This window comes from Staphylococcus gallinarum, assembly GCF_000875895.1.
Taxonomy (GTDB): domain Bacteria; phylum Bacillota; class Bacilli; order Staphylococcales; family Staphylococcaceae; genus Staphylococcus; species Staphylococcus gallinarum.
Window position 1 is genome coordinate 60,483 of the sequence record NZ_JXCF01000012.1, and the last position, 10,386, is coordinate 70,868.

Here is a 10,386-nt window from a genome sequence, read left to right on the forward strand (position 1 = left end):
AATGTCTAAACAAATTGAAACACTTGAGTATGAAAAGTCAGAAAATTTTGATTCTTTGGAAGCAGCCCATTCAGTAGAGCCCGAAGTTGAACTCGAGCAAGATACAGTAGATGAAATGCGTTCTGGTTCTGAATTATTAGTTGAATCTTTAGCAAATGAAAATGTTGACTTTATCTTTGGTTATCCAGGAGGTGCTGTCCTTCCCCTCTATGACACATTCTATGACGGTAAAATAAAACACATTCTAGCTAGACATGAGCAAGGTGCAACACATGCAGCCGAAGGATATGCACGTGTATCAGGAAACACAGGTGTGGTTGTTGTTACAAGCGGTCCTGGAGCTACAAATGCTATCACTGGCATTGCAGATGCATATAGTGATTCGTTACCACTTGTTGTAATTACAGGTCAAGTTGCAACAGCAGGAATTGGAAAAGATGCTTTCCAAGAAGCAGATTTACTTTCTATGACAACACCGATTACAAAACACAATTATCAAGTCAAAAATGTAAATGAAATTCCTAAGATTATTCATGAAGCATTTCATATTGCAAACACAGGTCGTAAAGGGCCAGTTGTAATAGATTTTCCTAAAGATATGGGTATTCTTTCAACAAATGCACAGACGACAGACGAACTAGAATTACCTGGATACCACGTAGCTGATAAACCAGCTGAAAATGAAATTCAAAAATTACGTGACTATTTAAAATCAGCAAAAAAACCAATTGTTTTATCAGGAGCAGGTATAAATCATGCAAAAGCAAATGATGTATTCACTGAATTTGTGACTCGACATCAATTACCTGTAGTAAGTACATTGCTTGGCCTAGGCGCTATACCATATGAACATCCCCTCTTCTTAGGAATGGGAGGCATGCATGGATCATACGCTAGTAATATGGCACTAACAGAATGTGACTTACTCATCAACTTTGGTAGTAGATTTGACGATAGACTAGCAAGTAAACCTGATGAATTTGCACCAAACGCTAAAATCGTACACGTAGATATTGACCCTTCTGAAATCAATAAGATTATCAAAGTTGATTTAGGTATCGTTGCTGATTGTAAAGCTACATTAGAAGCATTGTTAGACTATGAAAGTTACTCAATAAAACACGATGATTGGTTAGCATACTGTAATAGTAATAAAGAAAAGCATCCATTTTCATATAGTAAAGATGAAGACGAATCATTTTCAAAACCACAGCGTGCGATCGAGTATATCGGTGAAATCACAGATGGTGATGCAATTGTTACTACGGATGTTGGTCAACACCAAATGTGGACAGCTCAATACTATCCATTTAAATCTCATGGACAGTTAGTAACAAGTGGTGGTTTAGGAACGATGGGCTTTGGTATTCCAGCTGCTATTGGTGCAAAATTAGCATCTCCGGATAAAACAGTTGTATCTATTGTTGGTGATGGTGGATTCCAAATGACAAATCAAGAAATGGCAATACTTGAAGAATATGGTTTAGACATTAAAGTAGTTCTAATAAATAACGGGACACTTGGTATGGTTAAACAATGGCAGGATAAGTTCTTTAACAAACGTTTTTCACACTCTGTATTCAATGATCAACCAGATTTCTTGAAATTAGCAGAAGCCTATAATGTTAAAGGATTCTTAATCGATGATCCTACACAATTAGAACAACAAATCGATGCAGCATTTAATCATGACGGTCCAGCACTTATTGAAGTACGTATTTCACCGATAGAGCCTGTAACACCTATGGTACCTAGTGGCAAAGCGAACCATGAGATGGAGGGACTATCATGAGAAGAACATTTAGAACGAAAGTAAGAGATAAAGCAGGAACATTAAATAGATTAACGAGTATCTTTGTACGTCGACAATTTAATATCGTCACACTTTCTGCAACACCTACATTAGAAGATGGTATATCAGATATAACATTTGTAGCAGAAGTGCCTGACACAGATGTATTAAGAAATTTAATTCAACAACTAGAGAAACAAATAAACATTATACACGTCGAAGATATTACTGATACTAATACTTATAATAGAGAATTAGTATTAGTGAAATTACAAACACCATCTAATAATGCACAGTTAGAAAAAGTAATAAAACCGTATGATGCGCTAATCTCTATATTAAAGAAAGAAGATGATTATACCTATCTTCAAGCATCTGGTCCTCAATATACAATGGACAACTTATTAGACGATTTATCATCATATGGTATTGCACAAGTTTCTAGAACTGGTTCAGCAGGTATTATTTAGTTGAGTTTTTAGAAAATTTAAAAAATTTATTTAAAACATGGAGGATTTTATTATGACAACAGTTTATTATGACCAATCAGTTACAAAAGACGCATTACAAGGTAAAAAAGTAGCAATCGTGGGATATGGTTCTCAAGGACATGCTCATGCACAAAACTTAAAAGATAACGGCTATGATGTAATCATCGGTATCAGACCAGGAAGTTCTTTTGATAAAGCTAAAGACGATGGTTTCGAAGTTTACCCTGTAAATGAGGCAGCAAAACAAGCTGATGTCATCATGATCTTATTACCAGATGAAATTCAAGGCCAAGTATATAAAGAAGAAATCGAACCTAATTTAGAACCAAACAATGCATTAGTGTTTGCACATGGATTTAATATTCATTTTGACGTAATTCAACCACCAGCAGATGTAGATGTATTCTTAGTAGCTCCTAAAGGTCCAGGTCACTTAGTTCGTCGTACATTTGCTGAAGGTAGTGCAGTCCCTGCCCTATTTGCAGTTCAACAAGATGCTAGTGGTGAAGCTAGAGACTTAGCTTTAAGTTATGCTAAAGGCATCGGTGCAACACGTGCTGGTGTATTAGAAACATCATTCAAAGAAGAAACAGAAACAGATTTATTTGGTGAACAAGCAGTACTTTGTGGTGGTGCTACAAAATTAATTCAATCAGGTTTCGAAACATTAGTAGAAGCTGGTTATCAACCAGAGATCGCTTATTTCGAAGTTTTACATGAAATGAAATTAATCGTTGACCTAATGTATGAAGGCGGTATGGAAAACATGCGTTATTCAATTTCGAATACTGCTGAGTTTGGAGATTATGTATCAGGACCACGTGTAATTACACCAGATGTTAAAGATAATATGAAAGCTGTATTAGAAGATATTCAAAAAGGTAACTTTAGTGATCGTTTCATTAAAGATAATGAAAATAACTTTGAAGAATTCCATAGATTACGTGAAGAACAACACGGCCATCAAATCGAAGCTGTCGGTAAAGACCTACGCGAAATGATGCCATTCATTAAATCAAAAAGTATTCAAAAATAATTTGATTCTTAAATAGCTAACCATCGTAATTAAAGCATTATAAGTCATTTTATATTTAAATTCATAACAATATAAATCACTTATGATGCTTTATACATTACGATTGAATAAAGCGACTATAAAACCTTCAGGGGATGCTATTTAACTATCAATAATTACAACAAATGTTAGGAGATGTTTAAAATGAGTAGCCATATTCAAATTTTTGATACAACACTAAGAGACGGCGAGCAAACACCTGGGGTTAACTTTTCTTTCGACGAACGACTAAAGATTGCAAAGCAATTAGAAAAATGGGGCGTCGATATAATTGAAGCAGGATTTCCTGCATCAAGTTCAGGCAGTTTTGCATCAGTTGAAGCTATTTCAAAAGCTTTAACAACAACAGCAGTTTGTGGACTAGCACGTTGCGTAAAATCCGATATAGACGCAGTTTATGAAGCAACTAAAGAAGCCGCTAAACCAAGAATACACGTATTTATCGCAACTAGCCCCATCCACCGCGACTCAAAACTAATGATGACTAAAGAAGAAGTATTAGCTTCTATTAAAGAACATGTAACTTACGCAAAGCAATTCTTCGAAGTTGTTCAATTTTCACCTGAGGACGCGACAAGAACAGAGTTACCATTCTTAATCGAATGTGTACAAACAGCTGTTGATGCTGGTGCCACTGTTATCAATATCCCAGATACTGTAGGCTTCAGTTATCCTTCAGAATATGGTCAAATTTTTAAAACACTTCTAGATCAAATTAAAACAAATCAAGATGTAATTTACAGTGCACATTGCCATGATGACTTAGGTTTAGCTGTTGCTAACAGTATGGCTGCTATTGAAAATGGCGCTAAACGAATTGAAGGCACCTTAAATGGTATTGGGGAACGTGCAGGTAATACAGCTTTAGAAGAAGTTGCACTTGGCCTTTACGTTCGACAAGATCATTACAATAACCAAACACAAATTAAACTTGCTGAAACTAAACAAACTTCAGATTTAATTTCAAGATTTGCCGGTATTCGAGTCCCAAGAAACAAAGCAATTGTTGGTCAAAATGCATTTAGCCATGAATCAGGAATCCATCAAGACGGTGTTCTAAAGAATCCTGAAACATACGAAATTATGACACCACAATTAGTTGGCGTTGATACTACAGAACTTCCACTTGGAAAGCTTTCAGGTAAGCATGCATTTGCAGAAAAATTAATTGCGCTTGGATATGACGTTTCTCCTGAAGAACAAAAAGTATTATTTAAGCAGTTCAAAGCAATTGCTGACAAGAAAAAATCTGTTACCGATAGAGATATCCACGCATTAATTCAAGGTACTGAGCACGAACAAAATGCAATTTATCAAGTCGAGACATTACAATTACAATTTGTCTCAAGTGGATTACAAAGTGCAGTAGTAGTCATTAAAGACAACGAAGGTAATACCTATCAAGATTCAAGTATTGGTACAGGTTCAATCGTTTCCATCTATAATGCAGTTGATAGAATATTTAATAAGGAAACAGAATTAATTGATTATACTATCGATTCTGTTACAGAAGGTACTGATGCACAAGGTGAAGTACACGTACAACTTAAAATTAATGACCAGATTGTCACTGGTGTTGGCATCGACCATGATATCCTACTTGCATCATGTAAAGCTTATGTAGAAGCTCATGCAAAATATGCAGCTAATACATCTAAGAAAGAAGGTATACATTCATGAGTTACAAAATAGTAGCATTGCCAGGTGACGGAATTGGTCCTGAAATTTTAAATGGTTCATTAGAAGTCTTAGAAAAATTAAGTGAACAATTCAATTTCGATTATGAAATCGAGAGTCACGACTTTGGTGGTATCGCTATCGATAATCATGGCAAACCACTTCCAGAAACAACATTAACCGCTTGTAAAAATGCAGATGCGATCTTACTAGGTGCTGTGGGGGGACCTAAGTGGACAGATCCAAATAATAGGCCTGAGCAAGGTTTATTAGGTATACGTAAAGCATTGGGTCTATTTGCTAATATTCGCCCCACTACAGTAACAAATGGCACAAGTCATTTATCCCCTATTAAAGAAGAACGCGTAGCAGGAACAGATTTTATTTTAGTAAGAGAGTTAACTGGAGGCATCTACTTCGGTGAGCCAAAACATTGGAATGACGAATCAGCACTAGACTCTTTGACTTATAGCCGTGATGAAATTGAGCGCATTGCTAGAGTTGGATTTGATTTAGCACAGAAACGTCATAAAAAACTTACTTCTGTAGATAAAGAAAATGTTTTATCTTCTAGTAAATTGTGGCGTAAAGTTATAGATGAAGTTGCGAAAGATTATCCTGAGGTTGAAGTAAATCATTTATTAGTGGATGCTTGCGCAATGCATTTAATTACCAACCCATCTCAATTCGATGTCATCGTTACTGAAAACTTATTCGGTGATATTTTAAGTGATGAAGCTTCAGTAATTCCTGGTTCTTTAGGTCTTTCACCTTCTGCTAGTTTTAGCGAACAAGGCCCAAGACTTTATGAACCAATTCATGGTTCTGCACCTGATATCGCCAATCAAGATAAGGCTAATCCATTTGGAATGCTACTTTCAGTTGTAATGTGTTTACGAGAGAGTCTTAATGAAAATGAAGCAGCTACAAAACTTGAAACTGTAATTTATCAATTAATTAAAGAAGGCAAGACAACCCAAGACCTAAATGGTCATTATAAAACATCTGAAATATTTAATTTTGTAAAAGAAAATCTATAAAAGGAGGAGATGTCATATGGGTAAAACACTATTTGATAAAGTTTGGAATAAACATGTCTTAACTGGTAAAGAAGGTGACCCACAGTTATTATACATTGATTTGCATCTAATACATGAAGTTACATCTCCTCAAGCATTTGAAGGTTTGCGTCTTCAAAATCGTAAACTACGTCGTCCGGATTTAACGTACGCGACACTTGATCATAACGTACCAACAATAGATATTTTTAATATTAAGGATGAGATTGCAAACAAACAAATTACAACTTTGCAAAAAAATGCTAAAGAGTTTGGTGTTCATATATTTGATATGGGTTCTGACGAACAAGGTATAGTGCATATGGTTGGACCAGAAACAGGATTAACTCAACCTGGTAAAACAATCGTATGTGGCGATTCTCACACTGCAACACATGGTGCATTTGGCGCTATTGCATTTGGAATCGGTACAAGTGAAGTTGAACATGTTTTTGCAACTCAAACACTTTGGCAAACTAAACCAAAAAATTTAAAAATTGACGTTACAGGGAAACTTCCTACTGGTGTTTATGCTAAGGATATCATTCTCTATCTTATTAGCCAGTATGGTGTTGACTTTGGAACGGGTTATGCATTGGAATTTACTGGTGAGACAATTCGATCACTTTCTATGGAAGCGCGTATGACGATTTGTAACATGGCCATTGAGGCCGGTGCAAAATATGGCATGATGCAACCAGATGATATTACATTTGAATATGTAAAAGGTCGTCCTTATGCAACTAATTATGAATATTCAATAGATGAGTGGAAAGAGCTTTACACAGATGATGATGCACAATTTGACAAAGTTATCACTTTAGATGTTACTAATTTAGAACCACAAGTTACTTGGGGAACAAATCCAGAAATGGGAGTGAGTTTCAATGAACCTTTCCCAGAAATTCAAAATGTTAACGATGAACGTGCATATAATTATATGGATTTGAAACCAGGTCAAAAAGCTGAAGATATTGAACTTGGTTATGTGTTCTTGGGTTCATGTACTAATGCAAGACTATCAGACCTAGTTGAAGCTAGTGAAATTGTCAAAGGTAATAAAGTACATCCAAATATTACCGCTATTGTTGTGCCTGGTTCACGTACTGTAAAAATTGAAGCTGAAAAACTAGGTCTAGATAAAGTCTTTAAAGATGCAGGATTTGATTGGAGAGAACCTGGTTGTTCAATGTGTTTAGGTATGAATCCGGATCAAGTTCCTACCGGAGTACACTGTGCTTCAACGAGTAACCGAAACTTTGAAGGTAGACAAGGTAAAGGTGCGAGAACACATCTCGTCTCCCCTGCTATGGCTGCAGCAGCTGCTATAAATGGTAAATTCGTAGATGTAAGAAAGGTTGTTGTTTAATATGGAAATCAAACCGATTACTACTTATACAGGAAAGGTTGTACCATTATTTAATGATAATATTGATACAGATCAAATTATTCCTAAAGCACATTTGAAACGAATTTCAAAAACAGGGTTTGGACCATTTGCATTCGATGAATGGCGCTATTTAGATGACGGTTCTGATAATCCAGACTTTAATCCAAATAAACCAGAGTATCAAGGTGCGAGCATTTTGATTACTGGTGATAACTTTGGTTGTGGTTCAAGTCGTGAACATGCAGCATGGGCACTAAAAGATTACGGATTTGATATTATTATTGCAGGTGGTTATAGTGATATTTTCTATATGAATTGTACTAAGAACGCCATGTTGCCTATCGTTCTAGATGAGCCTGCAAGAAAATATCTAGCAGAAGCTAAAGAAATTACTGTAGATTTACCTAATCAAACCGTTTATACATCAGAAAAATCATTCCACTTTGATATTGATGATACTTGGAAAAACAAACTTGTTAAAGGTTTAGATGATATAGCAATTACTTTAGAATATGAAGAACAAATTAAATCTTATGAAAAAACAAAAACATTTTAATCTTATTAAATAAAGGTGTGAAACTTATGACTGTAAAAACAACTGTTTCTTCTAAAGATATTGATGAAGCTTTCTTACAATTAAAAGATATAGTGAAAGAAACCCCTCTTCAAAAAGATCATTATCTCTCTCATAAATATGAGTGCGATGTATATTTAAAACGTGAAGACTTACAATGGGTACGTTCTTTCAAATTAAGAGGCGCATATAATGCAATCATTACTTTAAAAGAAGAAGAACGACAAAATGGAATTACTTGTGCAAGTGCAGGTAATCATGCTCAGGGCGTAGCGTTTACTGCTAGCAAATTAAATTTAAATGCAGTAATCTTTATGCCTGTGACGACACCACTACAAAAAATTAACCAAGTTAAATTTTTCGGTGGCACAAATGTAGAAGTCGTTCTTACAGGTGATACTTTTGATGATTGTTTGAAAGAAGCACTTACCTATACACAAGAACATCAAATGAACTTTATTGATCCTTTTAATAATATATATACAATTGCAGGACAAGGTACACTTGCAAAGGAAATCCTTAATCAATCTAAAGAAGATAATGTCAAATTTGATTACTTATTTGCAGCAATTGGTGGTGGCGGTTTAATTTCAGGTGTTGGCACATACTTTAAAGAACATTCACCTAACACATCCATTGTTGGTGTTGAACCAGCTGGAGCTAGTAGTATGTATGCCTCTGTTGTATTAGAAAATCAAATCGTAACATTACCTAATATTGATAAGTTTGTCGATGGCGCTTCAGTTGCACGTGTCGGTGAAATCACTTATGACATTGCAAAAAATGTTGTAGATGATTATGTTCAAGTACATGAAGGTGCTGTGTGTAGCACAATTTTAGATATGTACTCAAAACAGGCAATTATTGCAGAACCAGCAGGTGCATTAAGTGTAAGTGCCTTAGAACAATACAAATCAGAAATCAAAGGAAAATCAGTTGTTTGTGTCGTTAGTGGTGGTAACAATGACATCAATAGAATGAAAGAAATCGAAGAACGTTCATTACTCTTCGAAGAGATGAAACACTATTTCATCTTGAACTTTCCACAAAGACCAGGTGCATTAAGAGAATTTGTAAATGATGTATTAGGTCCAAAAGATGATATCACAAAATTTGAATACTTAAAAAAATCATCACAAAATACAGGTACGGTTATTATTGGTATACAACTTTATGAACATAACGATTTAGATCAACTTAAAGCCAATGTAGATGATTTTGATCCTTCAAATATTTATATTAACGAAAATAAAATGCTTTACTCACTTCTTATTTAATACTAATTAGCGTTTTTTCATAAAAAGAGCAATCATTTCAATATAAATGATTGCTCTTTTTAATTTGTAAAAACCATTTTTATAGTAACATTCGTTTTTTAGTACCTTTTACTTTCTTCTAGTGATTGAGAAGATAAGCTCCTTGGATCTAAAAAAAGAGACATTTCATTCTCTGCTTGCCTGTATAGTACCACTTATTACAGCTTTTTTTACATCATCACTATTAATCTTTATATTAAGCTTTTCTTTTTACTTCGTTTTTAGTTTAGTGGTACTTATATAAGCGCTTTAGCTCTTATATTCCACTACCCTACTCTTGCGGAACGAAAGTCTGCTACCATCGGCACTATGGAGCTTTTCTGACATGTAGCCAAGCGCTCGCATCTTTCCTCATTTTCTCTTTCTCCTCTTTCACTTACCGCGTGTAAGTTCAAGTCGTCGTTCGCTCAATTCGTCAGCTTCAAACGCTTTCTACTTGTCAGTGTGATTCAGAAGTTAAGCTCTTTTAAAGCAAAAAAAAGAGACCTCACGGTCTCGGCTCATCGCATCTCTGCTTGCCTGTATAGTACCACTTATTACAGTTTTTTTTACATCATCACTATTAATCTTTATATTAAGCTTTTCTTTTTACTTCGTTTTTAGTTTAGTGGTACTTATATAAGCGCTTTAGCTCTTATATTCCACTACCCTACTCTTGCGGAACGTAAGTCTGATTACCATCGGCGCTATGGAGCTTTTCTGACATGTAGCCAAGTGCTCGCATCTTTCCTCATTTTCTCTTTCTCCTCTTTCACTTACCGCATGTAAGTTCAAGTCGTCGTTCGCTCAATTCGTCAGCTTCAAACACTTTCTACTTGTCAGTGTGATTCAGAAGTTAAGCTCTTTTAAAGCAAAAAAAAGAGACCTCACGGTCTCGGCTCATCGCATCTCTGCTTGCCTGGCAACGTCCTACTCTTGCGGAACGTAAGTCCGACTACCATCGGCGCTAAGGAGCTTAACTTCTGTGTTCGGCATGGGAACAGGTGTGACCTCCTTGCCATTGTCACCAGACA

General features: G+C 35.5%; 8 protein-coding genes and 1 rRNA gene. 8 read left to right on the plus strand and 1 reads right to left on the minus strand.

All coding sequences use genetic code 11. The features are described 5' to 3' along the window. Position 1: 1 nt before the first annotated feature. The 8 genes from ilvB to ilvA all read left to right on the plus strand — a co-directional run bounded on the left by ilvB (position 2) and on the right by ilvA (position 9,334). Positions 2 to 1,792, plus strand: a complete 1,791-nt coding sequence (ilvB, locus tag SH09_RS09540; protein ID WP_042739419.1) for a biosynthetic-type acetolactate synthase large subunit — start codon at positions 2 to 4, stop codon at positions 1,790 to 1,792. Continuing rightward, positions 1,789 to 2,262 carry an acetolactate synthase small subunit gene (gene ilvN / locus SH09_RS09545; RefSeq protein ID WP_042739420.1) on the plus strand — a complete coding sequence of 158 codons (474 nt, stop codon included), beginning with the start codon at positions 1,789 to 1,791 and terminating at the stop codon, positions 2,260 to 2,262. The genes ilvB and ilvN overlap by 4 nt, the downstream gene beginning before the upstream one ends. A gap of 52 nt (positions 2,263 to 2,314) precedes the next feature. Continuing rightward, positions 2,315 to 3,319 carry a ketol-acid reductoisomerase gene (gene ilvC, locus SH09_RS09550; protein ID WP_042739421.1) on the plus strand — a complete coding sequence of 335 codons (1,005 nt, stop codon included), beginning with the start codon at positions 2,315 to 2,317 and terminating at the stop codon, positions 3,317 to 3,319. A 183-nt stretch (positions 3,320 to 3,502) separates the two neighbouring features. Then, positions 3,503 to 5,038: a 2-isopropylmalate synthase gene (locus tag SH09_RS09555; protein ID WP_042739422.1), complete on the plus strand. Its 1,536-nt coding sequence runs from the start codon at positions 3,503 to 3,505 to the stop codon at positions 5,036 to 5,038. Then, on the plus strand, positions 5,035 to 6,075 hold the full coding sequence (gene leuB, locus SH09_RS09560) for a 3-isopropylmalate dehydrogenase (RefSeq protein ID WP_042739423.1): 1,041 nt from the start codon (positions 5,035 to 5,037) through the stop codon (positions 6,073 to 6,075). The genes SH09_RS09555 and leuB overlap by 4 nt, the downstream gene beginning before the upstream one ends. 16 nt (positions 6,076 to 6,091) lie before the next feature. After that, on the plus strand, positions 6,092 to 7,462 hold the full coding sequence (gene leuC / locus SH09_RS09565; protein WP_042739424.1) for a 3-isopropylmalate dehydratase large subunit: 1,371 nt from the start codon (positions 6,092 to 6,094) through the stop codon (positions 7,460 to 7,462). Between the two features lies 1 nt (position 7,463). Beyond that, positions 7,464 to 8,039 carry a 3-isopropylmalate dehydratase small subunit gene (gene leuD, locus SH09_RS09570; protein WP_042739425.1) on the plus strand — a complete coding sequence of 192 codons (576 nt, stop codon included), beginning with the start codon at positions 7,464 to 7,466 and terminating at the stop codon, positions 8,037 to 8,039. Between the two features lie 26 nt (positions 8,040 to 8,065). Beyond that, positions 8,066 to 9,334, plus strand: a complete 1,269-nt coding sequence (gene ilvA / locus SH09_RS09575) for a threonine ammonia-lyase IlvA (protein ID WP_042739426.1) — start codon at positions 8,066 to 8,068, stop codon at positions 9,332 to 9,334. Between the two features lie 935 nt (positions 9,335 to 10,269). On the opposite strand, the gene rrf is transcribed toward ilvA, so the two are convergent. After that, a 5S ribosomal RNA gene (gene rrf, locus SH09_RS09580) occupies positions 10,270 to 10,384 on the minus strand. Positions 10,385 to 10,386 lie beyond the last annotated feature (2 nt).

What these genes read in the sequence shown, in the direction of transcription:
- ilvB (WP_042739419.1), top strand. Translation starts at nt 2, where the DNA reads ATGTCTAAACAAATTGAAACACTTGAGTATGAAAAGTCAGAAAATTTT.
- leuB (WP_042739423.1), top strand. Translation starts at nt 5,035, where the DNA reads ATGAGTTACAAAATAGTAGCATTGCCAGGTGACGGAATTGGTCCTGAA.
- leuC (WP_042739424.1), top strand. Translation starts at nt 6,092, where the DNA reads ATGGGTAAAACACTATTTGATAAAGTTTGGAATAAACATGTCTTAACT.
- SH09_RS09555 (WP_042739422.1), top strand. Translation starts at nt 3,503, where the DNA reads ATGAGTAGCCATATTCAAATTTTTGATACAACACTAAGAGACGGCGAG.
- ilvN (WP_042739420.1), top strand. Translation starts at nt 1,789, where the DNA reads ATGAGAAGAACATTTAGAACGAAAGTAAGAGATAAAGCAGGAACATTA.
- leuD (WP_042739425.1), top strand. Translation starts at nt 7,464, where the DNA reads ATGGAAATCAAACCGATTACTACTTATACAGGAAAGGTTGTACCATTA.
- ilvC (WP_042739421.1), top strand. Translation starts at nt 2,315, where the DNA reads ATGACAACAGTTTATTATGACCAATCAGTTACAAAAGACGCATTACAA.
- ilvA (WP_042739426.1), top strand. Translation starts at nt 8,066, where the DNA reads ATGACTGTAAAAACAACTGTTTCTTCTAAAGATATTGATGAAGCTTTC.